This window comes from Algoriphagus yeomjeoni (assembly GCF_003259505.1).
Lineage (GTDB): Bacteria > Bacteroidota > Bacteroidia > Cytophagales > Cyclobacteriaceae > Algoriphagus > Algoriphagus yeomjeoni.
Map to the genome: position 1 here is coordinate 254,938 of NZ_QLLK01000002.1, position 24,604 is coordinate 279,541.

Below are 24,604 nucleotides of genomic sequence, written 5' to 3' on the forward strand. Positions count from 1 at the left end.
TTAGAATTAGATTAGGTTAGATTTATTTATCGTGAAAATAACAGTAAGCACTTAATTAAAAAAACTATTGATGAGCAATCTGGACAGGATAACGCTACTAAAACAATTTACCGAAGAGGAACCGGAGAACCCTTTCAACTGGTATGCATTGGCTATAGAACACAGAGAATCGGACCCCAAGGAAGCTCATAGTCTCTTCATGAAATTGCTATCTGAGCATCCTACTTATCTTGCAACGTACTTTCCTGCTGCACATCTTTATGCAGAAATGGGTGATTTAGAGCAGTCTAAAGTGATTTTTGAAGATGGAATTTCTCTGGCTCGTGAACAAAAAAATATGAAAGCATTGCAAGAGCTTCAGAATGCCTATCAGAATTTTCTCTTTGAAAATGACTTGGATTAAGACTAGTCAGATTGGCTAAAAAGTACTGAATTCATAAAAAAATGTGAGCAATCCTTAACTTGAAATTAGTAGTTTTATATGACCTATATCAAATAATCTAACCCTATAGTTCCATGATCACCCAAAAAGAAATGCTGGCTCATTTTCTCCCTATTTTAGAAAAAAGCGGTAAACGCTATAAAAAAAAGAGTATGATCCGAGCCAAAAAAGCAAAACCGGGGCAATTGGTGATCACAAAAACATCTGATGGAGAAGAAACCCAAAACACTGCTGAGGTTGGAGACTGGTTGGTTGAAAATCAGACAAGTGTAAATGAGCTGTATTTAGTAAAAGCTGAAACTTTTGAAAAAAAATACACTATAGTTCAAGCCCTAGAGCATGGTTGGGGCTGCTATCATCCAAAGGGGGAAATATTGGGAATTATTGTGAATGAAGCACATTTTGATGAGTTAGGAGTGACTAAAACATTAAAGTTTCAGGCGCCTTGGAAGGACAGTATGGTCGCTAAACCTGGCGATATGCTAGTAGTTCCACTAGATAAAGATGAGATCTATAGAATCGCCAAAAAGGAATTTGGTGAAACTTACATCGAGGTTTAATTAAGGAACCAAAACTATTTTTCCGGTTTGCTTTCCATCCCGCATCCGATTAAAGGCTTCTTCTGCCTTGTCAAATCCGAAAACCTGATCTATTATAGGCTTGATTTTTTTCTCGTTGACAAAGGAAACCATATTCTTAAAATCTTGATCAGAACCCATAGTAGTTCCCATAATTTTCAACTGATTCCAGAATATTTTTCTTGCCTCCAACTTAGATGGATTCCCTAAAGTAGCTCCGTAAAAAACAATTTTCCCACCTGGTTTTGCAACTTGAATCAGATGATTTAACGTATCGCCTACAGCTCCATCTATGATCAAATCAAAACCATTGGTAACTTCCATGGCTTTTGATATCCAATTGTGATCCAAGTAATTAAAAGTAGTTGATACACCCAAAGCTTTAGCTTTTTCCAGTTTCTCAGTGCTGCTACTACTCGTTGAAACCTTTGCACCAAGTGCCAATCCAAATTGGACCGCAAATTGAGCTACGCCACCACCAAATCCAGTGACTAGCAAGTTTTCCCCAGCCTGAATATTCCCCTGGTAAGTAAGTGCCCGGAAAGCTGTTAATCCAGCTAAGGGCAAAGCTGCAGCTTCCTCCCAAGTCATATGAGCTGGCTTCTCGTAAAGTCTGTCTACAGGAACAATGACTGACTCTGCAAGTGTCCCGTTTCTAGGCATGCCCAAAATCTCAAAATTTGGACCTTGCACTTTTTGATTTTCTCCCCAATTCAATGCGGGATTTATGATTACTTCTTTATCCAACAGCCCATAATCTACTCCCTTTCCTATCTCAGTCACCACTCCAGCACCATCAGAACCTAGAACAACACCGTCCTGAATATTTGGATAAAGTCCTTGTCTGCACCATTCATCTCGGTGATTCAGCGCCGCAGCTTTAATCAGTACGCGTACTTCTCCAGGATGCAAATTTCGAGTTTGAACATCGGTCAGTAGTAATTTTGAAGATTGAGTGCTTTGTAGAGTTATAGCGTTCATAAGCTTTTAAAATGCGTCTTCTGAGTTATTTCTATTCAATAAATCGTCTCCGTCATCACTGTTTGCTTTGCTTTGAAGTTTGATTGTATTTCCAGAATCAAACTCAGAAATCCCGCTCGATTGAGCTGCGAATGTTGGTCGGTAAACAGCATTTCCACCTTGAGGATCTTGCATATTGCCAAAGCCATCCAAATCCTGGAATTTGGTATATCTACCGATAAATCGAAGTTTCACATTGTCCAAGGAGCCATTTCTATGCTTAGCAATAATTACTTCTCCGACTCCCTGCGTAGAATTACCATCTTCATCTTCGGTGATGCCATAATATTCAGGACGGTAAAGGAACATCACCATATCGGCATCCTGCTCGATGGCTCCTGATTCCCTTAAATCCGAAAGTTGCGGACGCTTATCTCCTCCTCTGGTTTCCACCGCTCTGGAAAGCTGCGAAAGTGCAATTACAGGAACCTCTAGTTCTTTTGCGATTTTCTTCAAGGCTCTGGAAATACTTGCAATCTCCTGCTCTCGATTTCCTCCACCTCCGCCTTTAGAATCTCCTGACATCAACTGCAAATAATCAATCACGATCATCTGAATATCGTGCTGAGCTTTTAGCTTTCTACATTTTGCCCTAAGCTCAAGTATAGAAAGTGCAGGCGTATCATCTACGAAAAGCGGTGCTTTGGAGAGTTTTGCAGTCTTATGAACCAATTGAGCCCACTCATGCTCAGCAAGTGTACCTTTTTTGATTTTCTCTGAGTCCAATTCAGCCTCGGAGGAAATCAAACGATTCACCAACTGAATCGAGGACATCTCCAGTGAGAAGATTGCCACCGGACGACTGTGATCTACCGCTGCATTTCTCAAAACAGAAAGTACAAAAGCCGTTTTACCCATTGCAGGACGAGCCGCAATAATCACCAAATCTGATTTTTGCCATCCTGAGGTCACTCGATCCAACGCAGTCAAACCAGAAGGGACACCAGTCAAACCGTCTTTTTGACCTTTTCTGGCTTCCAATTCTATGATCGCCTCCCGCATGATGGACTTCATATCGGAGTAATTCTTCCGGATATTTTTTTCAGATATCTCAAAAAGATTCTGCTCCATTTTGTCCAGCAACTCAAAAACATCAGTAGTCTCCTCGTAAGCATCTTTTTGGATATCAGACGCAATTCTGATCATCTCACGCTTGATGGATTGCTCAGTGATAATCCGAGCATGGTATTCAATATTGGCGGCAGAAGCTACTTTTGAAGTAAGTTCAGTCACATAAAAAGCCCCACCGGCAATCTCCAACGTACCGCTTTTGCGAAGCTGAGAAGTAACGGTAAGCAAATCTATCGGCTGACTTTCGGTAAAAAGATCAAGAATCGCCTGAAAAATGACCTGATGAGAATCCTTATAAAAACTCTCCACCTTCAAAATATCAATCACGTTTGTCAACGCATCCTTCTCGAGCATCAATGCACCTAGCACAGCTTCCTCAAGATCAATGGCTTGCGGCGGCACCTTGCCTAGCATGTTAGTATTTTGGTGAGTGGGCTTGTTTCGGGTAATACGGGGATTGCTACTTTTCTCGGTCATAGAACAAATGTATTCTGAAAAAGGCAAGAGTTCTAAACAACTTTTACCAGAGTTATCAACAATTAAACTCCTCAATAACCAAGCCTCGAAAAGGAAATCAACCTATTAATTATCACAAAAATCCAGCCTTAACTCCGATTATAAGAGATAAATTCAGACACTCAGGTAGTTGCATTTATTGGGAAAACAAACACAAAATCCTTTTAACTAACCAGTCAAAATTCAACAACTAAATAAAATCTTTTGAATTAGAATTGCTATGCCCCCAAGCTGCCAATAATTATTTTTAAGTTTGAAGTATAATTCCCACTCGTTATTTTACTCAATGAATAAATATCACTTTATAGCCGTCGGTGGAGCAGTGATGCATAATTTAGCCTTAGCACTCGTAGAAAAAGGCTATCAGGTCACCGGTTCTGATGATGAAATCTACGAACCATCCCGTACGAGATTAGAAAAAGCGGGGATTTTGCCGGCTGAATATGGATGGTTTCCTGAAAAAATCACAGCTGATTTGGAGGGTATAATCTTAGGCATGCATGCCAGAATAGATAATCCTGAACTTATAAAAGCTCAGGAATTGGGCATTCCTGTTTACTCTTTCCCAGAATTCATCTATAATCAAAGTCAGAATAAAAAGCGGGTAATCGTAGCTGGCTCACATGGAAAGACTTCAATTACTTCGGTGATTCTTCATGTACTGAAAGATCAACAGGTAGATTTTGATTATCTCGTTGGAGCCCAGATCGAAGGCTTTAACTTGATGGTTAAACTTTCTGATGCTCCGGTGATCATTATCGAAGGCGATGAATATCTTACCTCTCCCCTAGACAGAACGCCGAAGTTCTTTCACTATAAACATGATATTGCTTTGGTGAGCGGAATAGCCTGGGATCATTACAATGTTTTTCCAGACTTTGAAGTATATAAAGAGCAGTTTAGCAAATTGATGAATTTAACTCCTGATTCTGGAGAATTGATTTATTGCGAAGCCGATCCTTTAGTAAAAGCAGCAGCTGAGAAAAGTGAAATTTCAGCTACAAAAACTGCCTATAATGCTCATCCAGCTATCATCAAAGGCGGCAAGACTTTTCTGGAAACAGAAAATGGCCATATTCCAATCTATATTTTCGGAGAACACAACCTTCAAAACTTGCAAGGTGCTTTAGATATTTGCTTGGCATTGGGATTGACTAAAGAACAATTCTACAAAAGTATCCAGACTTTCAAAGGCGCAGCAAAGCGTCAAGAACTTTTGGTGGAAACAGGTAACTCCAGTCTTTTCCGGGACTTTGCTCACGCTCCTTCCAAATTAAAAGCGACTGTTTCGGCTGTAAAAACTCAATTCCCAAACAGGAAGCTAATTGCTGTGCAGGAATTGCATACTTACTCTTCGCTGAATAAGGAGTTTTTGCCAAACTACGCCAAATCAATGGAGGCGGCTGACCTCGCAATTGTGTACCTTGATCCTCATGCTGTCGCATTGAAAAAACTAGAGTTGATGGATGAAGATACATTAAGAGAAGGCTTCCAACGACCTGATTTAAAATTATTTACAGATAGCAAAAGCCTTAAAGAATTCCTTTTGGCTCAAGACTATACTAATTCCAACCTACTTTTGATGAGTTCGGGATCCTACGACAAAATGGATCTGGAGCCGATTAAAGCTAAATTCAATTAACCATGAAATTAAACTTGAAGAATTCCGTAGCATTTTTTGATCTAGAAGCCACTGGAATCAACATTTCGACAGACCGAATCGTGGAAATTTCCATCGTGAAGGTAAAGCCAGATGGAGGACAGGAAATCTACACCAAGAAAATCAACCCAACCATTCCTATTCCGCTTGAGTCATCGCTAATTCACGGCATTTATGACAAGGATGTGAAAGAGGAAAAGACCTTTAAAGAACTTTCGAGAGAAATATACCAATTCATTGGTCAATCAGATTTGGCTGGGTTTAATGTTTTAAAGTATGACATTCCGCTTCTGGTAGAAGAATTTCTCAGGGCTGGAATCGAGTTTGATTTAGACAAAAGAAATCTTTTGGATGCGCAGAAGATTTTCTTCATGATGGAAAAGCGAAACCTCACTGCCGCCTACAAGTTCTACTGCGGACAAACGCTAGAAAATGCACACAGTGCTGAAGCAGACACACTTGCTACATTAGATGTGTTCAAAGCACAAATAGAACGCTATTTAGGAGAAGAAATGGAAGACTTGCAAGGGAACAAAATGGGCGTCTTCGAAAACGACATGAAGAAACTCCATGACATGCTGAATGAAAAAATGGTAGATCTGGCTGGGAGATTTGTGTTCAACAACGAAGGTGTAGAAGTATTCAACTTCGGAAAGCAAAAAGGAACTCCTGTCACTCAGGTACTCAAAGATGAGCCAGGATACTATGATTGGATGATGCGCGGTGATTTCCCGTTGGACACTAAAAGGAAGCTAACTCAGATCAAACTGAGAGGATTTAATCAATAACAAAAAACCCGGAAGTAACTCCGGGTTTTTTGTTATTAGTTTCCTTTATAAAATTCCAAAGCCTTAGGCATGTGCTTATTTAACTTGTCAATTCTTGTTTGCGAAGCTGGGTGAGTAGAAAGAAATTCCGGTGGAGCTTGACCATTTTCATTGGCAAGCATTCTTTCCCAGAAAATTGGAGCCTCACGTGGATCATATCCAGCTATTGCCATAAAGGTCAAACCCAATTCATCTGCTTCTAACTCGTGCTTTCTCGAGAAACTCAACATCCCTAATTCTCCCCCAATACCAACAGACTGAAGGAAAATAGCTTGGGTCATTGAAGGGTTCTGGCCGATTGCACTGGAAAGCACACTTACCCCTAAATTAGCGACCATACCATTTGACATACGCTCTGCAGAATGTGACGCAACGGCGTGCGCAATCTCATGCCCCATGACAACAGCTATACCTGTCTCCGTTTGAGTCAATGGCATAATTCCCGTGTAAAAAGCCACTTTACCTCCTGGCATACACCAAGCATTGACCTGGTCACTTTGGAGCAAATTGAACTCCCAATCGAATGAGTTCGCTAGTTCCTGATATCCTTGAGAAGCCAAGTAGCTTTCCACGGCTTCAGCCATACGCTTCCCCACTTTGAGAACCTTTTGCCCGTCTGCGGTATTGGTTACGACTTTGTCTTCTTTTAATACCTGATCGTATTGTTCATCTACTAAAGGTTGGATCTCTTCATTTGATACCAATGCAAGTTGATTCCGGCCTGTTAATGGCACTTTAGCACATGAATACAGTATTAATCCGGCGCAAAATACTATTGCTATTTTTTTCATGGTGGTTGTTTTTTTCTTCTCTTGTTTCAAATTAAATACCAGAAAGCATTTTTCACTACTTTAAGCTCTCGATTAAAGAAATATGAACGACAAAGAAACCCATTCTTCCTTAAAGCCTGCTGCTTTAGCCTATCAAAAAAAAATGAGTAACCCGTTTTATTTCTGGTTTGGCATGTTGATTAAGCTTCCATCAGCGGTTTTTTGGAAATTCCGGATTAAAGAATTGGATGCAGAAAAATGTGTGGTAACTATCCCATATACTTGGCGAACGCAGAATCCTTTTAATTCTATTTATTTTGCTGCAATGGCTGGAGCAGCAGAATTAAGTACAGGTGCATTGTGCCAGTTGGCCATCAGCGGTCTGGGAAAATACGCTATGCTTGTTGTGGATTTTCGGGCAGAATACTATAAAAAAGCCAATCAAAAAATCAAATTTACCTGCGAGCAAGGACTAGAATTATTTGCTCTTCTTGCCTCTTTAGAGCCAAATGACACCGGAAAATTGACAATGATTTCAACTGGTAAAAACCCGCAACAAGAAGAAGTTGCACGATTCTACGTCACTTGGTCTTTCAAGAGAAAATCTTAATTAATCCATCTCCTCTCCCTATCAATAAACTCACTCAGCGTCGCATAAACCCGCTCTTTGCTCCAATCCAAAAATTCGTGGTAGGCGTTTCCTTCATTGAAACGAATAATTATTCTATCCCAATCTGATCGTTCAAGCTGATACTTTACCATGAGATTTTGACGAATTGAGTCTGATTCAACGACGGCATAATATCCTTCTCGCCTCCGCATCCATTCTTGTTTTTTCTGATACTCTCGTTCTAGTCTCGCCCGCTTGGTCAGTGAGGATAATACCCCGGCTATTGCAATTCCCCCATTTGGTGAGTCAAGATATCCAGCACTGATACCACTTGAATTGGAAGGCGCTTTCTCCTCATCAGGATCGATAAGCGTTAATTTCCCATCTTTGAATCGAAAAGCATAAGGCTCAGACTTTACCTCAAAAGTCGGGAGAAACCTTGCCCTATCCTGAATCTGAAGCATTAAAAAAGTCTCTTCCCCCAACGATATTTTCTGCTCAATAAATCCCGGAAAGGAGATTTTCAAGGTATCCCCTATATTCCCCTTGACAGAAAAATAGCCTCGAATATTGGTTATAGAAGAACTTGTGGAACCTAGAACTTCCACATTCACCCCTTCCATGTATGTTTTATCTGTAGCATCAAGCACGTTCCCTGAATAGGTTCTCTGTGCGAGAATTGCTGGTAGAAAAGCAAAATATAGGGTAACTAGGAATCTGAATTTCATAAAGTCCAAAAATAAGCAGGCTTTTGATAGCTATTGAATTTATGGAAGTTAAAGATGCTTAAGAGTAAAATCAAAAGTGACTAGACTACTTCTTCAACAGTAATTATGCGCTATTCTATTTAATTTCGCCCGATGAATTTGAAACTCACAAGAATTGCACCCACTCCGAGCGGCTTACTTCATTTGGGAAACCTCTATTCTTTTTTGGTTACCAAAGCTTTGGCTGAAGAGACAGGCGCTAAGATTCTTCTTAGAATAGATGATTTGGATCGGGAGCGATATAGAACGGAATATGTTCAGGATATTTTTGATACGCTGGAGTTTATGGAAATAAGCTACGAGCAAGGCCCGAAAACAGTTCAGGACTTTGAGCAGGAATGGTCTCAGATTCACCGAATGAACAGTTATTTGGAAGCATTGGAAGAAATACGTGAAAAAAGATTAGTCTTTGCATGCGATTGTACCCGAAAGAAAATCCAGCAATTAGACTCTTCAGGCTATTATTTAGGGCATTGTCAGGTGAGAAATATTCCATTGGAAAGAGCTGATACCTGCTGGCGAATGGACACTTTTGAGACAGACTTTATCAAAGTCAAAACCTATGCAGCAGGAGAGAAATCCTATACTCTTCCAGAAGATTCAGCCTTTTTTATCGTTAGGAAAAAGGACAAACTCCCAGCCTATCAACTCACTTCTGTAATTGATGATGTACAGTATGGAGTTGATTTAATCGTAAGGGGGAATGACTTGCTGGGGTCAACATTGGATCAGCAGATCGTAGCAAATGGACTTGAACTCACTTCCTTTCAAGAAGCAACTTTTCACCATCACCAACTTTTGAAAGGCCCAAAAAACAAGAAACTGTCCAAATCTGAAGGAGCAACATCCATTCAATTTCTAAGAAAGGAAGGAAAAAAGCCGACAGATATGTATCGGCTTTTGGGAGAGATGATTGGTGCAAAGGAACCGATTGAGGATTTTGAAATGTTCAAGCATGCTATTTCTAATTGAATTTATATGACTGAGGTAAAGACTTCGACTTCGCTCAGTCTGACCCAGAAAAACCAACTAATAAAAAAAGCCGAAGAATTATCTTCGGCTTCTTAAAAGACCTATTTTCTAGCATCTAGATACTTACTACTTAAATCTTATCAATCATACTTTGCAGGCATATCTGGCGCTACCATTGATTTCTTGATAAACTGACGAATATCCTCATTGGAAGTTTCTAAATCCTCAGCTCTTAGGTACATCATGTGGCCACTTCTGTAGCCTTTCCATGAAAGTCTATCTGCCAATCTACCAGATGGGTCCATTTGCCAATGGTTATACTTTGCATTGAAATAGTCTGTACCTCCGTCGAAATAGCCTGATTGCGTCATGACATGTAGGTAAGGATTTTGGCGCATAGCATCAGCCAAATCATAGCCGGTGTTCTCATTAGAGCGATTCCAAGGATGAACAGGGCCAAATAGATTGTAGGTCAGATCCGTTTTGTAATTGAGATGCTCTCTCACATAAACCTGAAATGAAGGAGCGAAAGCATGATTCCAAGACGATAATGCTGGATCAAAATCAGGTCTAGAGCCTGTTCCGGCATTGTCAAAGCCCTTATATCTACTATCCAGTCTTCCGATTGTCATTCCCTGGTCTCTCAGCAATTCTTTCCAGAAGAAATTGGTTGGTATCATTAAATTGTGCTCCAGCACCACTTTTTTGTCCAATCCAGAATACAAAGCATATTTCGCAGCTATGGCATCTCGCTCAGTTGCGGACAGCAAGCCTCCTTTCACCACAGCAGGAATCAGCTCATTGATTGTGAATGCTTCCACTTCCGGTAAGAAATCCTCCAAATCCTGACTTTGCAGTGACGCATCCAGTGCTTTGTGATACCAAGCCGTCGCTGCATAATAAGGCAGATAGTTAGACGTATGAATTGGTGCGCCACGCTCAATCCCCAATTCTGTAGGTGAAACCATGATGACACCATTGAAATACATCCAGTGTGAATTTTGAAGCTGTGCTACCAATCCTGCCACACGCGTAGTGCCATAGCTTTCACCGATTAGATACTTTGGCGAAGCCCAACGCTGCTGGCGGGTAACAAATGTGTTTACCCAATCCGCCAGGTATTTAATATCAGAATTGATCCCAAAGAAAGTAGAACGATCCACCTCTTCATCCACAATTCTAGAAAACCCTGTATTCACTGGATCCACATACACGATGTCTGCTACATCTAGAATTGAGTGTGGATTCGATTTGGTACCGTAAGGCTGAAGTGGGTATCCTTCATCATCAATATTCAAGACAACTGGACCGGTGTAAGCAATATGCATCCAGATAGATGCCGAACCTGGCCCACCGTTGAATGAAATCACAAGCGGGCGAGTTGTCTTATCTGAAACATCGGTACGCTCATAGAAAGTGTAAAATAGGGAAGCTATTGGCTTGCCCTTTTCGTTCCAGACGGGCTGGGTTCCAGCCGTTGCCTTGTAAGGCACCTTTTTTCCTTTGATGGTCGTCTCGTGGGGAGTTACCACAGCTGACTCTATTTCTATATGTCTTTCTTCCTGAGCAAAAACTACAGAAAGTAAAGCCATAAAAAGTACTGTTAAACTAAATTTTCTCATAAAGTGTGGGTATAATTATTCGGAATTGAAACTACTAATTGTAAATGCAAACCTGAAAAAAATTACACAAATGGGTAGAATTAATTAGCTCTTCCTTACAGAAACCAGTCTAGCAATAACCACAGCTGGATAAAGTATTCCTATGGTAGAGAGGAAAACCGAAAGCATTTTTGACATCACCTGAATGGGATATATATCTCCAAAACCCACAGTAGTAAGTGATACTAAACTAAAATAAATATAGAGCGCAAAATCTTTGTCAATTCCTTCCAGCACTACATCGCCGCCTATGCCGGATCCTGTAGTCAGATAGATGATTTCAAAAACGAAAGCACCTAAAATCGCAACTAATAAATAGACATTTATGGCCCCAATAATTCTATAAATATTTACTTCATCATTTCGAAATAATAACCTGATATTCAGAAATATAAAAACCAACATATTCATTATACCAACAATTCTTTCTGCCAAGTAAAATTCAAAATCATAATTTGAAAACCGCAGGATTCTAAGGCCCAATTGGGTCATAAAAAGAATTGAGGTCAATACTATCAAAATCTTAAACCGAGATGACCATATTCCTGTGAAAAACAAAAACAGAAAGACTGTATTGACAAACAACGCATGCACATGACCATATTCGATAAGAATTGGCAGCACAAATACTGTAAAAAGTAGGATCAGTAATAGCACTCCAAAACTTGCATCGGTCAGCCAATACTCTGTAAAAGAATTGAATGCATGTTTTACTTGACGCCCTCTTTTGTTTACAAATTGATTCATCTAAAATTCAATTTCTCCAGACAAAACTTTAACTGCTTGACCTCTTATAATTACGCGATTTCCTCTTTTTTCTAAATGCAGTTCTCCCCCTCTTCTACTTGCCTGATATGCTTTCAACTTATTTTTCCCATTTCTCTGAAACCAAAAATCCATCAAAGCACAGTGAGCAAACCCTGTGACCGGATCCTCATCAATTCCTAAATTTGGAGCAAAGTAACGGCTATAAATATCAAAAGAATTCCTTCCAGCTGCAGTAATAATAATTCCTTCCTCACTATGCTTTTTCACGAGGGTGAAATCAGGAGAGCAAGATTCCAAAGCTTCTGCATTTTCCAATTCAATAATCCAGTTGCTTCTCAACTTCGCAGTGCTTTTGATTGGAAAACCAAAAAAATCCTTCTCGAAAAAAGGATGTGTTTCTTTTTGAGTTGGAAGCAAAGGGAAATCCATCTCCATCCATTCCCCATCACTTTTGACCCGAAGCTCTCCACTTCTAGTTTGAAAACGAATAATATCCCCAGGGTTTACCAACCCAGATTCTACCATCCAGTATGCGGATGCCAAAGTAGCATGTCCGCAAAGATCAACTTCCGCTGCTGGCGTAAACCACCTCAGTCCAAATGAATCGTCATGAGTAGTACGGCTTATAAAAGCCGTCTCGCTCAGATTCATTTCTATTGCAATCATCTGCATTTGATCTGCTGTAAGTTCATTCTCCAGTAAACAAACAGCTGCAGGATTTCCAGAAAAAGGCTTTTTGGTAAAAGCATCAATGGTTACTATGGACAGTTTCATGTAATTTAAATTGTTTTGGGGTGGCAATCTCGACTATTCGAGACTACCAATGAAGTTCCGTAAGAAGGAAAATAATCTTGGTGTATAATTCTTATTTCTTCTCAGCCTGATTAAATCGGCTCGATTTCATTTTTAATAGCGTTCCTTTAAAATATTCAGGTGATGAATAAAATGACCAGGAATAATCCAAAAAAGAGCTCTTGGAGTAATTGGATTTCCGCTTGCAGTCCCTACCAGATCTAGTGTGTCTTCATGCAAAATTCGAAGTAGGGACAATAATGCCATGCGTTGGCTTACAAAATCATCCAACAAGTGTTCAATCGGAACATGCCCAAATCTAGCATTAAGTACATAGGGATCTTGATCAAAACCCGGTAATGCCGATTTCTCCCCTCTGGCAAAACATAACGCTCTGAAAGTCATAATTCTTTCAGTATCGATGATATGACCCAGTACTTCCTTGGGTGTCCATTTCCCTTCTGTATAGGATTTTTCTGCCCATGCTTTACCCTTCTCGTCAAACAGCTTTAAAAGGGCATTCGATTGATTTAGCACCTGCTCCTCGTAATTATTTCCTGTCACTAAATTTAGGTAGGTTGAAAAAAAAGGCGAATAATCACCTTTTTTAGGTTGATCTATGGTTTTCATGTAAAAATGCTTTGGGAGGAATATATATGCAATAAATTTAAGTCATAAGTATAAACCACCTCAATATCATGCAGAAAAAATTACTCATTATCATTTTCGCCCTTTGCACCCAAGTGGCGATTTCACAAACTACTATTATCCGAAATCCGGAAATTGCTCAAATGATTTCTGAAATTTCCTCAGATTCTCTCGAGCACCACGTGCGAGCATTAGCCTCTTTCAATTCCCGCCATACCCTGAGTACAGATGAAAAGGATGGTATGCCTGCAGCTCAACGCTATGTGCTTTCCAAATTCAATCATTTTGCGAAGCAATCCGGAGGCAGAATGACCGCAGAAATTGAAAAATTCACTATTCCAGCTGATAATCGAAGAATAACGGCGGACTCTCCTGGCGCTAATGTGATAGCGACTCTCAAAGGAACTAATCCTAATGATTCTCGAATATTTATCCTTTCGGCACACATGGATTCTCGAAACAAAGATGTGATGGATGCTGAAGGTAATTCTCCAGGAGCAAATGACGATGGTAGTGGAACTGCAGCAGTGATAGAATTAGCCAGAATCATGGCTTCACATGAGTTTTCAGCTACCATTATGTTTGTCGCTTTCACTGGAGAAGAACAAGGGTTAAAAGGAGCTACCTATTTGGCGGATAAGGCTAAGTCAGAAGAATGGAACCTTATAGCAGTGCTAAATAATGACATCGTAGGAAACAGCAGTTCTTCTGAAACTCTAATCAAAGACAACTTAAAAATGCGTGTTTTCTCAGAAACAATTCCTGTGGCAGAGACCGAGCAAGAAGGTAATATTCGTCGGTACACCAATGCCGATAATGACAGCAAATCGAGACAATTGGCAAGGTATGTCAAGGAGCATGGTGATAAGTATGTCGATCAATTTGAAGTGAAATTGATTTATCGTGCTGATAGATTCTTGCGCGGTGGAGATCAAACTTCTTTTGCCAGAAATGGCTTCACTGCTGTTCGAATGTCTGAAATGAACGAAAACTTCATTCATCAGCACGAAAATGTACGCGTAGAAGATGGAATCCAATATGGCGATCTACCGGAGTTTATGGATTTTGAATACTTGAGAAAAGTCTCCGCTGTAAACCTAGCTTCCCTCGCATCTTTGGCTAATTCCCCAGGCCAACCTCAGGAAGTGAAAATAGATGTTCGTGGGCTGAGCAATAAATCGAAATTACTTTGGGAAGCTCCTGCAATCGGAAATCCTGCTGGATATTATGTGCTGATGCGAGAAACTTCTTCTTCGATGTGGGAACAAAAATTCTGGACTACAGAAACTTCATTGACAGTACCGTACTCCAAAGACAATTACTTCTTTGCTGTACAGTCAGTTTCAGATTCTGGAGCAGAAAGCCTTCCTGTTTTCCCGATTCCTCTTTCCAGATAAGTTCATACTTTAATTAAATCAATTCCAAATTCGCTGAAAGACAATCCAAACTGGAACTTCAATCCTGATATTTAGTTTATACTATGAAACACTTAATCTTATGAAAACTAAAGAAATTGTAACGCTTCAGCGTTCATTACTTGTTGATACAGAAAAATTATTGAACCAACAGGTAGAGATGGAAGGCAAATCTTCCGCTTACTACTTATCTATGGCTTCTTGGTGTCATATGATGGGGTATGAAAATGCTGCAAAATACCTCTATACCCATTCTGACGAAGAAAGAATGCACATGATGAAAATATTCCAATACATCAATGAAGCTGGTGGACATGCCATTCAGCCTGAGATCTCTGGAATTAGACATAATTTCAATTCCTTAAGAGAAATCTTCGAATTGATATTAGAGCATGAAATCAACGTGACAAAATCTATCAATAATATTGTAGATCATGCCTTCACCAAGAAGGATTTTGCTACGTTCAGCTTTATGCAGTGGTATGTCACTGAGCAAAGAGAGGAAGAGACTATGTCTAGAAGAGCGCTTGAGCTTTTCGATATCATTGGAGAAGAAGGAGTAGGACTTTGGACCATAGACCAAGAACTTGGGAAGCTCCACGCCGCAGCCCATGTTGCAGAATAAATTTAAAGCGACTTTCGAGTCGCTTTTTTTTCGCCTTATTCTTAGGTAAGTACAACAAAACAAACAATAATTATATTATCATTTGACAATCAAGTCTTTGGATGAAATTCTTTTAGAGGTATAGATTTTTTCTTATTCTTCTTTCCTATATCTTAATATAGTTTTAACGACTTACATACCCTTACACCCTTGTTGCTATGAGTTTCAATAAGAGCCAAGCGGCATTTTTCCAAGCAATAAAGCAATCATTACCTAGTTACAATTCACTCGTCGACGAAATAGCTGAGATTTTAGAAATCAGCATTGACAGTGCTTACAGAAGGATTCGAGGTGAAAAGTTACTAGATTTCAATGAGCTGGAGACTCTTTGTAGTCGCTTCAATATCTCTGTGGACACCTTTTTTAATCTACATTCCAATAACATTCTCTTTCATGGTAACCAAAATGATTATCAGGAAAATAGCTTCATGAAATGGATGGAAGACGTCTATGCCCAGTTGAACCTGGTAAATAGCTTCTCTAAAAAACACATCTATTGGCTGGTAAAAGACATGCCACCTTTTCACCATTACTATCATAAGGAATTGGCTGCTTTCAAATTCTTTTTCTGGAGAAAATCAATTTTGTTTAATGAAAGCTTGAAAGACACCAAGTTTTCTATCAAGGATAATACCTACGATCAGTTTGCCGAGATCACCCAAAAAATTCTCAAAGCCTACCATAAAATTCCAACCACAGAAATCTGGAACATAGAAGGTATAAGTGTGACGTTACGGCAGATTGAATTATATCACGAAATGGGTATCATGACTTCCAAAGAGGACACCCTATTTCTATATAATTGTATGATGGAGGTGATCGACAACTTGGAGCGAATGGCTGAAAAGGGCAAGAAAATCATACCCTCACATCCAGAAATTGAAGGGGCTGATTATAACTTTTTCGTGAATGAATTTATTATTGGGGACAATACTTTTTTTGCCACCATGGATGAGCAAAAGGTAACCTATTTAAATCATAGCGTGATCTATTTCCATGGCACATCAGATCCAGCATTCAATAATGCAATGTTTCGTAACCTCGAAAATCTGATTAAAAAATCAACTCAAATCAGCGTAGTATGCGAGAAAGAACGAAAGCAGTTCTTCAACAAATTGCGAAAAAAAGTAACAGAAAGAATCAATGCGCTTCCTGTTGAAGAGGATTAAGCACCATTACTTAGTGAAATCTTTCGGATAAAGAATAGTTTCTACTACTTTTAACCTTGAAGGAACCCACTTATGAATAATTCAATAAAATACAGTTTAGCTAGCTTTATCTTGGTTAGCACTTCATTTTTCTCCTGTCAGGAAAAGACTTCTGAAACGGTTATTGACGAAGACAAAATGGTAATAACCAGCATGCCTGAACCATCCGAAAAAATAGAAGGAATGGCATGGATCCCGGGAGGAGAGTTCGTTATGGGAACTAATGAGGCAGATGCCTATTCTGCTGAGAAACCTGCAGTAGACCTGAAAGTAAAAGGGTTTTGGATGGACAGGCATGAAGTTACTAATGCAGAATTCAAGAAATTTGTGGACGCTACAGGCTATGTGACTGTCGCTGAGAAAAAACCGGAATGGGAAGATCTCAAACAGCAATTACCTCCTGGCACCCCAAAACCAGATGAGTCACTTTTGGTAGCGGGATCTATGGTATTCAGTCCACCAACCTACCCCGTTCCGACTCAGGATATTTCCTTGTGGTGGGTATGGGTAGAAGGAGCCAGCTGGAAAAACCCCGAGGGACCAGATTCAAATTTGGAAGGACGAGAAAACCACCCGGTGGTTCATATTGCCTATGAAGATGCTAAAGCCTATGCCGATTGGGTTGGAAAAAGACTTCCTACGGAAAATGAATGGGAGTTTGCCGCACGCGGTGGCGCAGAAGGAAAGCGCTTTGCTTGGGGAGATGAATTAACTCCAAATGGACAATATCTAGCTAATACTTTCCAAGGAAACTTTCCAAACGACAACCAAAATCTAGACGGATTTGAAGGAACTTCTCCAGTAAAATCATTCGCTCCAAACACATTTGGGCTATACGATATGATCGGAAATGTCTGGGAATTGACGGATGATTGGTATGATGCGCTGAAATACGCAAGACTGGCTGGACAAGCACCGAAGCTGGATGCCAACATGAAGCAATGCTACAATCCTGACAATCCATACGCGATGGAACGCGTGATTAAAGGTGGTTCCTACCTTTGTGCAGATAACTACTGTGTGAATTATCGCCCATCTTCCCGTCAGGGTCAAGCTTTCGATAGCGGTACTTCTAATGTGGGTTTCAGATTGGTAAAAGATGCTGAAGAGAAAACAATCAGTATGAAGTAAATTGTGATTAGTCACTGTTAGTGAAGCTTAATGAACTTTATTTTAGTTTTTCTTTTAGTAACAGAGCTTTATTCAGAAAAACTTTGCGATTGCTATTTCCAGGAAGATTTGGCAAGTGCACAGAAGTTGAACTATGAAGAAAGTGACCTTATTTTTTTAGGGAAAATTGTTGAAAGAAATGACGATGGTTCTTTCAAATTTGAAGTTTTGGAAACTTTAAAGGGGGAAGAGGTGGGATTTGTAATTGGATCTTTAACAAATTCATGTACAATTTTCCCAGATGAAAATGAAGAATTTTGGCTAGTGTACACAAATAGCCCTAATTCAGATGAATTTATTACAATGTCACAATGCGGGCTTTCAAGAAGCTTTAAATTCCCTTATTTATTGAAATTTACAAGTCCACCCCCTCCGCGAAATCCATCAGACCCGACTTTGCATCTTGAATCAGAACTCGAGTATTCAAAAAAAAGGATTGAAGCGCTAGAAATCCTCAAATCAGAAATCGAACAACTGAGAAAATGGAAGGAGCTTAATTAAATCCTTTAAACCCTAACAATCGCGAACTTTGCGTTTCCCTTTGTGGCCTCAGTGGTTAAAAAAAATCATGGCAAATCGTATCCTTTCGTGATTCGTTGTATGTATTTCCCTAGAATATCAAACTCCAGATTTACCAAGTCCCCTGGCTTCAACTGATGAAAATTGGTGTGCTCAAAAGTGTAAGGAATAATAGCTACAGAAAATCTACCAGGACCGGAATTAAAGCAGGTTAAACTCGTCCCGTTAATGGTTATCGAGCCTTTTTCCACCGTCACATTTCCCAGGTCATGATCAAATTCCAGATCGAAAACCCAGGAGCCATCCTGATCAGATATGTTTTTGACTTTCCCTACCTGATCTACATGACCTTGCACGATATGTCCGTCAAAACGCCCATTTGCAGGCATGCAGCGCTCCAAATTAACCTTCTTTCCTACTTTCCATTGTGATAAATTTGTCTTCTGAATTGTTTCGTCGATTGCAGTTACGCGATAGGAATCAGGTGTTGTTTGAACCACTGTCAAGCAAACTCCATCATGGGCTAGGGACTGATCAATCTTCAATTCAGAAGCAAGTGTAGAGTCTAAATCAAAATGCACATTGCTGCCATCTTGGGTGATATTATTTATTGTACCAAAAGCTTCAATAATTCCTGTAAACATATCGGTGAATTTAACTTTCAAAGTTTCAATGAGTAAGCAACAAATGCCCTATTCAAGTTCAAATTAAGCCAAATAATCTTTTATCTTCGACGGCAGAATCATAAATTAATCATGCCCCTACTCAAACTCGAAGACACGTATTTACATAAAGGAAAACGACGAGCTCTAGTAACTTTGCTCCGGGAAAAAGGCATCAAAAGCGAGCGTGTTCTTCAGGCTATCAACACCTTACCCAGACATTTTTTCTTTGATTCTGCTTTGATTTCCCATGCCTATGAAGACAAAGCCTTCCCTATCGGTGAGGGTCAAACAATCTCCCAACCTTACACCGTTGCTTTCCAAACTGAGCTGCTGGAAATTAAAGAAGGAGATAGAATATTAGAAATCGGAACTGGATCTGGTTACCAAGGTAGCATCTTGCATCTACTTGGAGCAGAGGTATTTACCATTGAGTATCAGAAGAAATTATTTGAAGGAACAAAGCGATTTCTGACGAGATTGGGAATAGAAATGCAGCTTTTTTACGGTGATGGAACAGGAGGCCTCCCTGACTATGCGCCTTATGATAAAATAATTGTAACCGCTGGAGCACCGATCGTTCCAGAAGCTTTGATTCAGCAATTAAAAATAGGTGGCATCTTAGTAATTCCTGTAGGTGATAAGCGCCGGCAAGCTATGCTCAAAATCACTAAAAAATCAAACACAAAGGTAGTTCAAGAAGAATATGATGGCTTTGCATTTGTGCCGCTTTTAGGAAAAGACGGTTGGGGGGTGAAATGATTTGAAATTTCAAATTTCAATTTCTCATAATTCTATTATGATTTCGGAATTAAATTCCGATATATCACCGATAGTTATTTCCTAGCCAAATTTTATTTCTATTTTTGTTAAAATTTAGATTTATGAGTACCAAGAAATTTGCAAGAGAGTCCGCAGTGATCATGACCGAAATGGTCCTTCCCAATGATACCAACACATTGAACAACCTTATGGGAGGTAAACTGATGCATTGGATGGATGTGGTGGCTGCTATTGCTGCTCAGAAGCATTCAAACAGCATCGTCGTGACAGCCTCTGCAGATAATATCTCTTTCCAAGAGCCTATCGCCCTTGGTAATGTAGTTACTTTGAAAGCTCAGGTGACCCGCGCATTTAACTCTTCCATGGAAGTATTCATCGAAGTGACAGCCGAAGATATTCCTGCAAATAAAAAGGTAATGACGCACCGTGCGTTTTTCACCTTTGTAGCTGTAAATGAAAACAATAAGCCTTCACGAATTCCTGAACTAGTTCCAGAAACTCCAGAAGAAATCGAGAACTTCCAAGGTGCTTTGAGAAGAAGGCAGCTTAGATTAGTTCTTGCCAAACGAATGAAACCAGAAGATGCTGTGGAATTGAAGTCCATTTTCAATTTGGATTGATCCAATTCACAGAGAATAAATATTAGAGGGGCACTAGAGATATTGCCCCTCTTTTTTTGTGTTAAGGCGAATTTTAAGCAATTTCCCACATGGAAAATATGAGCATTCAGGAGCTCCAGCACATCATCACCGAAGAGCTTTTTTTCTTCGAAAAAGAATCTAAAACAGATCAGCAAAACGAAGGAACAACTTCTGCTCAAGTAGCTGAAAAACCAAAGACTCTTCCGAAAACTGTCCATCTTGATGGCGCAACGCCTCCAAAAGAAGAACTAAAACCCGAACCTCTTGTCGTTCGTGGTAAATTCGAAAAAGGAATTCTTGTCCTACATGAGGAGGAGCAATTAAAACCGGAAGTAATGGAGATGCTGGTGAACATGATTAACGCAGTCGGTCATTCCATGAATGAAGTTGGACTACTTTCTTCCAAAGAACTGGAAGGAAGATCATTGGCAGAACTTTATGATCTAAATGCACATATTGTTTTGAAGTTTGGTCGTATAAAACACCCGATCAATGCACTGCCTGCTTCAGATTACCAGATCCATATGGAAAAGGAAACTGAATACCTTTTCGCAGATGCACTATCTACAATTTCAGAAGACAAAGCACTCAAAGGCAAACTTTGGAACACTCTTAAAGTCCTATTTAACATAGCTAAAAAATAATGAGTTTAACACCAGAACAACATACTTGGGCCAAGCGATTTCGCTGGATCTCTCTTATTGAAGGGACCTCATTCCTACTTTTGCTTTTGATCGCAATGCCCCTCAAATACATGTGGGACTATCCCCTCGCAGTGAAATATGTAGGCTGGGCTCACGGGATTCTATTTATCATTTATATCTACACCGTATTCCCAACTGCACATAAGTTAAAATGGAATTTCAGCAGAACTTTATTTGCATTGATTGCTTCAGTCTTGCCTTTTGGTCCATTTATTTTTGACAGAAACCTGAAGAACAGTCAGCACGTGGATTTGTAAAAAATGGCATTAATCAGCAAAAAGAAGCGAATTTTTCCGATCAGCAATGGACTGAGACGCTACCTGATTAAGTATTCCAGAGAAGTGGATATCCCTATCCATTATCACGAATTGTTACGCTATTCGAGCTCTATTGCGCTATATGATTCCAAGGATCAAGATACGCTTTGGGAGACAGTTTTTTACGATCAGTCCGACCGTGAAGAGATTCACCTGAATGTCAAAAAAATCTATGCCTTGCTGAAAGCAGGTGGCGACATGTCGGTGATGGAGCACTTGTATGTGGATAGAATTGATCTTTGTGTGTATGGAAATACTCAGCCATTTCGGGTGAGAATTGTAAATAGAATCAACGATAACTTCGACTATTTCTACGTCAAAAATGCCGATGCCTCACGAGTTTATGGTTTGGAGTTTGAACATTTACTTTCACCCAATAGAATCTCTTACTTAGTTCATCAAAACACGCTGATCGAGGAGCATATTGCCGGTATTCCTGGAGATAAATTCATGCGTGCTCACATGGATGATCCGCATTTGAATCCTATTCGATTGGCCAAGGAATTCGTCAAATTCAACGAACGTTGCTTTGTGCGATTGCTTGGAGATATGCATTCTTCAAACTTTGTAATCGACGTTACTCCTGACTTTGAGGAGACACATTATAGAATTCGGGCGATTGATTTTGACCAGCAATCTTATGAGGGGAAAAAATCGATTTATCTGCCCCAATATTTCAAGGAAAACAATGTACTGATCCAGTTGGGAATGAAGTACATCACGCCGGAATCGATGGTGCAATACCAGAAAGAAGAGCGTGCATTGATCGCCACACGACTCAAATCTTCTAGGCAAGGTATTCTGGATATTCTACGATCAATGGAGCACGATACCATTTCCCTTCCGGAAAATATAGCTTCATTAAAAGCTGACTTAGCGAAGCATTATGGAAATGATAAGTTCCTGGAATGCAAGAACATGGGGCAAATAATGAAAACAAGCCTTGAAGAGCTAATCAAGAAGTAATTCTCTTTACTTCACCAACCTCCTCAAATACCCACCGTAGCCACTTTTTCCTAACTTTTGGGCAGCCTCAAGCAATTTTTCATCTCCAATAAAGCCAGCTCTATAGGCTATTTCCTCGATGCATCCAATCTTCAAACCCTGACGCTCTTCTATTACTTCTACGAATTGAGCAGCTTGCAATAGCGACTGGTGAGTTCCTGTATCCAGCCAAGCTGTTCCTCGATTCAAAATAGCTACATCCAGCTCTCCCAACTTCAAATATTCATTGTTGATGTCAGTAATTTCCAGCTCACCACGAGGACTTGGTTTGATTTTCTTTGCAATTTCTACCACACGATTATCATAAAAATAAAGCCCCGGAACTGCAAAATTGGACTTAGGATTTTCAGGTTTTTCTTCGATGCTGATAGCCTTTTTGTTCTCATCGAACTCGACGACTCCATATCGCTCTGGATCATTCACATGATAGGCAAACACTACTCCACCTTCTGTCTCGGTGTAAGCCTGCAAAGTTTTGTGGAGACCTGAACCATAGAAAATATTATCCCCAAGTATCAATGCTACTTTGTCATTACCTATAAATTTCTCCCCAATAATAAAGGCTTGAGCCAATCCATCCGGGCTTGGCTGAACAGCATATTCAAAGGAACATCCAACTTGAGATCCATCTCCTAAAAGTCTCTGAAACGCCTCACTATCATCAGGAGTAGTGATGATTAGGATCTCTTTGATCCCCGCCATCATCAAAACTGAAAGCGGGTAGTAAATCATCGGTTTGTCATAGACTGGCATGAGCTGCTTACTCACCGAAATCGTCAAAGGATAAAGACGAGTGCCGGATCCTCCAGCCAAAATAATTCCCTTCATGTATCTTAGGTTCTATTAGTTTAATTTTAATAACTCTGGTTTTCTACCAATAAAAGGACAAAAATCAAAAGTCATCTCTGCTTACTTCAATTCATTGAAGAAGGCATTTCAATTAATTCTGGATAAAAAAGCTTAAAAATTTGAGCTAGATTATGGTTCAAAGCTACGGAATGAGCAAATATTAAAAAAATTAAGACATGAAATGCCCATGAGAAAGCTACCCACAGAGAGGAATGATTATCCGGGGCATTATCCCTATGAAAAATCGGCACAGGCTATTTGACCAGTGAAAAACAACATATAAACAGATGAAAATACTTTTTGCTTCCATAGGAACACGTGGTGATGTCGAGCCTTTTTTAGCTCAAGCGGAGATTTTTGCGGAAGCTGGTCATGAAGTTATCTGCCTTTTTCCAGAGCAATTCAGAGAGACGGTATCCAAATTGGATTACGAATTCATTGGGTTTGATAAAAGATTTTTGGAATTGATTGATTCTCAAAGTGGCAAAACTATCATGGGAGGAGGAGGAAGTAGATGGAATCAGCTCAAAAACTTTATTAACCTGGCAAAAAGCTCCTTAAAAATTCAAAATAATATCATAAGTCAGCAACGAGATGCAATCCTTACCCATAACCCAGATAGAATCGTGTTTCATGCAAAATGCCTTTATTATTATGTGGCAGCGATGGCCGAACCTGAGCGATATACCTTGCTTACCCCACTGCCATGCCTTACACATCCATCAGCAGAATTTCCCCATATAGGCTTAGGTAAATGGAAGCCTTTTAGTAGCAAAATCAATCTTAAGTCCTATAATTTCATTAATGCTACTAGACGCCTGGCTATGAGAAAGTATATAGGAAAGTATTATTCAGATTTTCCTCAACTAACAATAAATTCTAAAACTCTCAAAGATTTTGAACTGAATCGACTTCAAACTATCTATACCATCTCCCCTAGCCTTTTTCCAAAACCTGAAAATTGGCCGGAATCAGCGAAGATTGTAGGTTACTATTTCAGGAATCAACTCAAAGAATACCAACCTTCATTAGAACTAAAAGAATGGCTTAAAAAGTATCCAAAAGCTATTCTTCTCACTTTTGGGTCAATGAGTAACACTAAGCCCAAAGAATACTCTAAAACAATTATCGAATTACTTCAAAAGCATAACATCCCTGCAATTGTCAATACTTCCTGGGGTGGATTGGAGCAGATTGAAGAAAGTGATGACTCGATTTTTTATGTGAATCAAATTCCATACGATTGGATTCTACCACAGCTCCAAGGAATTATTCATCATGGAGGCTCAGGCACAACTCATCAAGGCGCAGCTCATGGATGTGTTCAAATGATCGTTCCCCATATTATTGATCAGTATTTTTGGAACAGAATTATAGCAAAGCGCGAACTTGGGCCTTTGGGAACCAGCATACACAATTTGGATGCAGGCAAATTTGAGATAGCTTTGGTAGACTTTTGGACAAATCCAGCTTATACAGGAAGCGCAAAAACGCTCTCAAAAGTAATCCAAAATGAAGCGAAGCGAGAAACAGTGCTTAACCTTGTGATCAATCGCCTTGACTAA

General features: G+C 39.7%; 27 protein-coding genes. 17 read left to right on the forward strand and 10 right to left on the reverse strand.

Features of this window, described 5'->3' with window-relative positions; genetic code table 11:
- Window positions 1-70 precede the first annotated feature (70 nt).
- Complete coding sequence (locus tag LV83_RS04390; protein ID WP_111610319.1) at window positions 71-403, forward strand: tetratricopeptide repeat protein; 333 nt, start codon at window positions 71-73, stop codon at window positions 401-403.
- Window positions 404-516: 113 nt separating this feature from the next.
- Window positions 517-1,002: a hypothetical protein gene (locus tag LV83_RS04395; RefSeq protein ID WP_111610320.1), complete on the forward strand. Its 486-nt coding sequence runs from the start codon at window positions 517-519 to the stop codon at window positions 1,000-1,002.
- Here LV83_RS04395 and LV83_RS04400 read toward each other — a convergent pair whose 3' ends face one another.
- Together LV83_RS04400 and dnaB are read right to left on the reverse strand one after the other, a co-directional pair.
- On the reverse strand, window positions 1,003-2,001 hold the full coding sequence (locus LV83_RS04400; protein ID WP_111610321.1) for a quinone oxidoreductase family protein: 999 nt from the start codon (window positions 1,999-2,001) through the stop codon (window positions 1,003-1,005).
- A gap of 6 nt (window positions 2,002-2,007) precedes the next feature.
- Window positions 2,008-3,588, reverse strand: a complete 1,581-nt coding sequence (gene dnaB / locus LV83_RS04405) for a replicative DNA helicase (protein ID WP_111610322.1) — start codon at window positions 3,586-3,588, stop codon at window positions 2,008-2,010.
- 325 nt (window positions 3,589-3,913) lie between these two features.
- On the opposite strand from dnaB, the gene LV83_RS04410 reads away from it, so the two are divergent.
- Together LV83_RS04410 and LV83_RS04415 are read left to right on the forward strand one after the other, a co-directional pair.
- Window positions 3,914-5,269 carry a UDP-N-acetylmuramate--L-alanine ligase gene (locus LV83_RS04410; protein ID WP_111610323.1) on the forward strand — a complete coding sequence of 452 codons (1,356 nt, stop codon included), beginning with the start codon at window positions 3,914-3,916 and terminating at the stop codon, window positions 5,267-5,269.
- A gap of 2 nt (window positions 5,270-5,271) precedes the next feature.
- A complete protein-coding gene (locus LV83_RS04415; protein WP_111610324.1) occupies window positions 5,272-6,075 on the forward strand; it encodes a 3'-5' exonuclease in 804 nt (267 codons plus the stop codon).
- 35 nt (window positions 6,076-6,110) lie between these two features.
- On the opposite strand, the gene LV83_RS04420 is transcribed toward LV83_RS04415, so the two are convergent.
- Window positions 6,111-6,905 (reverse strand): M48 family metallopeptidase, encoded by a 795-nt coding sequence (locus LV83_RS04420; protein WP_111610325.1) that lies wholly within the window; start codon window positions 6,903-6,905, stop codon window positions 6,111-6,113.
- Window positions 6,906-6,987: 82 nt separating this feature from the next.
- Here LV83_RS04420 and LV83_RS04425 point away from each other — a divergent pair, with 82 nt between their 5' ends.
- On the forward strand, window positions 6,988-7,494 hold the full coding sequence (locus LV83_RS04425) for a DUF4442 domain-containing protein (protein WP_111610326.1): 507 nt from the start codon (window positions 6,988-6,990) through the stop codon (window positions 7,492-7,494).
- Here the strand turns inward: LV83_RS04425 and LV83_RS04430 are convergent.
- Window positions 7,491-8,222, reverse strand: a complete 732-nt coding sequence (locus LV83_RS04430) for a carboxypeptidase-like regulatory domain-containing protein (protein ID WP_111610327.1) — start codon at window positions 8,220-8,222, stop codon at window positions 7,491-7,493. The two genes, LV83_RS04425 and LV83_RS04430, sit on opposite strands and share 4 nt — an antisense overlap.
- A gap of 132 nt (window positions 8,223-8,354) precedes the next feature.
- On the opposite strand from LV83_RS04430, the gene LV83_RS04435 reads away from it, so the two are divergent.
- On the forward strand, window positions 8,355-9,233 hold the full coding sequence (locus LV83_RS04435) for a glutamate--tRNA ligase family protein (RefSeq protein ID WP_111610328.1): 879 nt from the start codon (window positions 8,355-8,357) through the stop codon (window positions 9,231-9,233).
- Between the two features lie 140 nt (window positions 9,234-9,373).
- On the opposite strand, the gene LV83_RS04440 is transcribed toward LV83_RS04435, so the two are convergent.
- The 4 genes from LV83_RS04440 to LV83_RS04455 form a co-directional block, all read right to left on the reverse strand.
- On the reverse strand, window positions 9,374-10,855 hold the full coding sequence (locus LV83_RS04440; RefSeq protein WP_111610329.1) for a S10 family peptidase: 1,482 nt from the start codon (window positions 10,853-10,855) through the stop codon (window positions 9,374-9,376).
- An 84-nt stretch (window positions 10,856-10,939) separates the two neighbouring features.
- Window positions 10,940-11,641 (reverse strand): potassium channel family protein, encoded by a 702-nt coding sequence (locus tag LV83_RS04445; RefSeq protein WP_111610330.1) that lies wholly within the window; start codon window positions 11,639-11,641, stop codon window positions 10,940-10,942.
- On the reverse strand, window positions 11,642-12,436 hold the full coding sequence (locus tag LV83_RS04450; protein ID WP_111610331.1) for a PhzF family phenazine biosynthesis protein: 795 nt from the start codon (window positions 12,434-12,436) through the stop codon (window positions 11,642-11,644).
- Between the two features lie 132 nt (window positions 12,437-12,568).
- The gene (locus LV83_RS04455; RefSeq protein WP_111610332.1) at window positions 12,569-13,084 is read right to left on the reverse strand and encodes a DinB family protein; all 516 of its coding nucleotides are present in this window, start codon (window positions 13,082-13,084) and stop codon (window positions 12,569-12,571) included.
- Between the two features lie 68 nt (window positions 13,085-13,152).
- On the opposite strand from LV83_RS04455, the gene LV83_RS04460 reads away from it, so the two are divergent.
- The 5 genes from LV83_RS04460 to LV83_RS04480 all read left to right on the forward strand — a co-directional run bounded on the left by LV83_RS04460 (window position 13,153) and on the right by LV83_RS04480 (window position 18,060).
- Window positions 13,153-14,499, forward strand: coding sequence for a M20/M25/M40 family metallo-hydrolase (locus tag LV83_RS04460; protein WP_111610333.1), 1,347 nt, complete (start codon window positions 13,153-13,155; stop codon window positions 14,497-14,499).
- A 100-nt stretch (window positions 14,500-14,599) separates the two neighbouring features.
- Entirely contained in the window at window positions 14,600-15,142 is a 543-nt protein-coding gene (locus LV83_RS04465) for a ferritin (protein WP_111610334.1), read from the forward strand.
- 197 nt (window positions 15,143-15,339) lie between these two features.
- The gene (locus LV83_RS04470) at window positions 15,340-16,350 is read left to right on the forward strand and encodes a hypothetical protein (RefSeq protein ID WP_111610335.1); all 1,011 of its coding nucleotides are present in this window, start codon (window positions 15,340-15,342) and stop codon (window positions 16,348-16,350) included.
- Between the two features lie 72 nt (window positions 16,351-16,422).
- Window positions 16,423-17,520, forward strand: a complete 1,098-nt coding sequence (locus LV83_RS04475) for a formylglycine-generating enzyme family protein (protein WP_111610336.1) — start codon at window positions 16,423-16,425, stop codon at window positions 17,518-17,520.
- 30 nt (window positions 17,521-17,550) lie between these two features.
- Window positions 17,551-18,060: a hypothetical protein gene (locus LV83_RS04480; RefSeq protein WP_111610337.1), complete on the forward strand. Its 510-nt coding sequence runs from the start codon at window positions 17,551-17,553 to the stop codon at window positions 18,058-18,060.
- Between the two features lie 65 nt (window positions 18,061-18,125).
- Here LV83_RS04480 and LV83_RS04485 read toward each other — a convergent pair whose 3' ends face one another.
- Entirely contained in the window at window positions 18,126-18,722 is a 597-nt protein-coding gene (locus LV83_RS04485; protein WP_111610338.1) for a riboflavin synthase, read from the reverse strand.
- A gap of 111 nt (window positions 18,723-18,833) precedes the next feature.
- On the opposite strand from LV83_RS04485, the gene LV83_RS04490 reads away from it, so the two are divergent.
- The 5 genes from LV83_RS04490 (at window position 18,834) to LV83_RS04510 (ending at window position 22,151) form a co-directional block, all read left to right on the forward strand.
- Window positions 18,834-19,502 (forward strand): protein-L-isoaspartate(D-aspartate) O-methyltransferase, encoded by a 669-nt coding sequence (locus tag LV83_RS04490; protein WP_111610339.1) that lies wholly within the window; start codon window positions 18,834-18,836, stop codon window positions 19,500-19,502.
- Between the two features lie 122 nt (window positions 19,503-19,624).
- Window positions 19,625-20,143: an acyl-CoA thioesterase gene (locus tag LV83_RS04495; protein ID WP_111610340.1), complete on the forward strand. Its 519-nt coding sequence runs from the start codon at window positions 19,625-19,627 to the stop codon at window positions 20,141-20,143.
- Window positions 20,144-20,232: 89 nt separating this feature from the next.
- On the forward strand, window positions 20,233-20,808 hold the full coding sequence (locus tag LV83_RS04500; RefSeq protein WP_111610341.1) for a hypothetical protein: 576 nt from the start codon (window positions 20,233-20,235) through the stop codon (window positions 20,806-20,808).
- Window positions 20,808-21,125 (forward strand): DUF3817 domain-containing protein, encoded by a 318-nt coding sequence (locus LV83_RS04505; protein WP_111610342.1) that lies wholly within the window; start codon window positions 20,808-20,810, stop codon window positions 21,123-21,125. Before LV83_RS04500 ends, LV83_RS04505 begins: the two co-directional genes overlap by 1 nt.
- A 3-nt stretch (window positions 21,126-21,128) precedes the next feature.
- Complete coding sequence (locus LV83_RS04510; protein WP_111610343.1) at window positions 21,129-22,151, forward strand: hypothetical protein; 1,023 nt, start codon at window positions 21,129-21,131, stop codon at window positions 22,149-22,151.
- A gap of 6 nt (window positions 22,152-22,157) precedes the next feature.
- Here LV83_RS04510 and rfbA read toward each other — a convergent pair whose 3' ends face one another.
- Window positions 22,158-23,018, reverse strand: coding sequence for a glucose-1-phosphate thymidylyltransferase RfbA (gene rfbA, locus LV83_RS04515; RefSeq protein ID WP_111610344.1), 861 nt, complete (start codon window positions 23,016-23,018; stop codon window positions 22,158-22,160).
- A 308-nt stretch (window positions 23,019-23,326) separates the two neighbouring features.
- On the opposite strand from rfbA, the gene LV83_RS04525 reads away from it, so the two are divergent.
- On the forward strand, window positions 23,327-24,604 hold the full coding sequence (locus LV83_RS04525) for a glycosyltransferase (RefSeq protein WP_111610346.1): 1,278 nt from the start codon (window positions 23,327-23,329) through the stop codon (window positions 24,602-24,604).

Excerpts from the sequence above, each read along its gene's own strand:
- LV83_RS04390 (WP_111610319.1), top strand. The coding sequence starts at position 71 with ATGAGCAATCTGGACAGGATAACGCTACTAAAACAATTTACCGAAGAG.
- LV83_RS04395 (WP_111610320.1), top strand. The coding sequence starts at position 517 with ATGATCACCCAAAAAGAAATGCTGGCTCATTTTCTCCCTATTTTAGAA.
- LV83_RS04400 (WP_111610321.1), bottom strand. The coding sequence starts at position 2,001 with ATGAACGCTATAACTCTACAAAGCACTCAATCTTCAAAATTACTACTG.
- dnaB (WP_111610322.1), bottom strand. The coding sequence starts at position 3,588 with ATGACCGAGAAAAGTAGCAATCCCCGTATTACCCGAAACAAGCCCACT.
- LV83_RS04410 (WP_111610323.1), top strand. The coding sequence starts at position 3,914 with ATGAATAAATATCACTTTATAGCCGTCGGTGGAGCAGTGATGCATAAT.
- LV83_RS04415 (WP_111610324.1), top strand. The coding sequence starts at position 5,272 with ATGAAATTAAACTTGAAGAATTCCGTAGCATTTTTTGATCTAGAAGCC.
- LV83_RS04420 (WP_111610325.1), bottom strand. The coding sequence starts at position 6,905 with ATGAAAAAAATAGCAATAGTATTTTGCGCCGGATTAATACTGTATTCA.
- LV83_RS04425 (WP_111610326.1), top strand. The coding sequence starts at position 6,988 with ATGAACGACAAAGAAACCCATTCTTCCTTAAAGCCTGCTGCTTTAGCC.
- LV83_RS04430 (WP_111610327.1), bottom strand. The coding sequence starts at position 8,222 with ATGAAATTCAGATTCCTAGTTACCCTATATTTTGCTTTTCTACCAGCA.
- LV83_RS04435 (WP_111610328.1), top strand. The coding sequence starts at position 8,355 with ATGAATTTGAAACTCACAAGAATTGCACCCACTCCGAGCGGCTTACTT.
- LV83_RS04440 (WP_111610329.1), bottom strand. The coding sequence starts at position 10,855 with ATGAGAAAATTTAGTTTAACAGTACTTTTTATGGCTTTACTTTCTGTA.
- LV83_RS04445 (WP_111610330.1), bottom strand. The coding sequence starts at position 11,641 with ATGAATCAATTTGTAAACAAAAGAGGGCGTCAAGTAAAACATGCATTC.
- LV83_RS04450 (WP_111610331.1), bottom strand. The coding sequence starts at position 12,436 with ATGAAACTGTCCATAGTAACCATTGATGCTTTTACCAAAAAGCCTTTT.
- LV83_RS04455 (WP_111610332.1), bottom strand. The coding sequence starts at position 13,084 with ATGAAAACCATAGATCAACCTAAAAAAGGTGATTATTCGCCTTTTTTT.
- LV83_RS04460 (WP_111610333.1), top strand. The coding sequence starts at position 13,153 with ATGCAGAAAAAATTACTCATTATCATTTTCGCCCTTTGCACCCAAGTG.
- LV83_RS04465 (WP_111610334.1), top strand. The coding sequence starts at position 14,600 with ATGAAAACTAAAGAAATTGTAACGCTTCAGCGTTCATTACTTGTTGAT.
- LV83_RS04470 (WP_111610335.1), top strand. The coding sequence starts at position 15,340 with ATGAGTTTCAATAAGAGCCAAGCGGCATTTTTCCAAGCAATAAAGCAA.
- LV83_RS04475 (WP_111610336.1), top strand. The coding sequence starts at position 16,423 with ATGAATAATTCAATAAAATACAGTTTAGCTAGCTTTATCTTGGTTAGC.
- LV83_RS04480 (WP_111610337.1), top strand. The coding sequence starts at position 17,551 with ATGAACTTTATTTTAGTTTTTCTTTTAGTAACAGAGCTTTATTCAGAA.
- LV83_RS04485 (WP_111610338.1), bottom strand. The coding sequence starts at position 18,722 with ATGTTTACAGGAATTATTGAAGCTTTTGGTACAATAAATAATATCACC.
- LV83_RS04490 (WP_111610339.1), top strand. The coding sequence starts at position 18,834 with ATGCCCCTACTCAAACTCGAAGACACGTATTTACATAAAGGAAAACGA.
- LV83_RS04495 (WP_111610340.1), top strand. The coding sequence starts at position 19,625 with ATGAGTACCAAGAAATTTGCAAGAGAGTCCGCAGTGATCATGACCGAA.
- LV83_RS04500 (WP_111610341.1), top strand. The coding sequence starts at position 20,233 with ATGGAAAATATGAGCATTCAGGAGCTCCAGCACATCATCACCGAAGAG.
- LV83_RS04505 (WP_111610342.1), top strand. The coding sequence starts at position 20,808 with ATGAGTTTAACACCAGAACAACATACTTGGGCCAAGCGATTTCGCTGG.
- LV83_RS04510 (WP_111610343.1), top strand. The coding sequence starts at position 21,129 with ATGGCATTAATCAGCAAAAAGAAGCGAATTTTTCCGATCAGCAATGGA.
- rfbA (WP_111610344.1), bottom strand. The coding sequence starts at position 23,018 with ATGAAGGGAATTATTTTGGCTGGAGGATCCGGCACTCGTCTTTATCCT.
- LV83_RS04525 (WP_111610346.1), top strand. The coding sequence starts at position 23,327 with ATGAAAATACTTTTTGCTTCCATAGGAACACGTGGTGATGTCGAGCCT.